The sequence below is a fragment of the Streptomyces sp. NRRL S-495 genome (assembly GCF_000966955.1).
In the GTDB taxonomy this organism is placed as follows: Bacteria; Actinomycetota; Actinomycetes; order Streptomycetales; family Streptomycetaceae; genus Kitasatospora; species Kitasatospora purpeofusca.
This window is the reverse complement of sequence record NZ_JZWY01001077.1, coordinates 1-668: the sequence shown is the minus strand read 5'-3', so window position 1 is coordinate 668 and position 668 is coordinate 1. Positions and strand designations below refer to the sequence as shown.

The following is a 668-nucleotide window of genomic DNA, read 5'->3' as shown; positions in this document are numbered from 1 at the left end:
GCCCGGCGAGTTCGCGCCGGACCAGCGGCGGCAGCCCGTCCGCCCCGCCGCCGGCCGCGGCGAGCACCGGCCCGAGCAGGTCGGCGGCGGCCCGCGGGTCCTGGGCGAGCAGATGGCAGTCGGCCACCCGTACGGTGAACAGCAGGCGGGCGGACGGCAGTTGGTCGGGGGCGAGCAGGGCCAGCGCGGTCTCGGCGGCGTCGACGGCCCGGCGGGCCAGCCGGGGGTCGTCGACGGCGGCGGCCGCGTCGCGCAGGGCGGCGGCGGCACCGGCCTCGACCCGCAGCCGCATCGAGGCGATGGAGAGCCAGGCGGCGTCGGACTCGTCGTGGACGCCGATGTGGTCGAGGTGCAGCCGGGAGCGGCCGAGGTGGCGGACGGTGGCGCGGACGTCGCCGGTCATGGCGTGGGCGCGGGCCTGGGCGATCTGGCCCATGGCGCCGGCCCAGTGCCGGGCGGGGGCGACCCGGGAGATCTCGCGGGCGTAGCCGAGGGCGGCCTCCGGGTCGCCGTCGAGGCGGGCGAGGAAGCTCATGTCGCTGAGCGCGGCCACCTGGGTGGCACGGTCCCCGGCGAGTTCGGCCCAGCCGAGGGCGCGGGTGAAGCAGGCCATGGCGGTGGCGTTGCGGCCGTCCTGCATCCGCAGGGCGCCGGCCGCGTGGGCGTAC

At 79.3% G+C, this 668-nt stretch carries 1 pseudogene; it reads right to left on the bottom strand.

Features of this window, described 5'->3' with window-relative positions:
• Positions 1 to 668 (bottom strand): annotated as a pseudogene (locus VR45_RS39075) (XRE family transcriptional regulator); the annotation flags it as partial.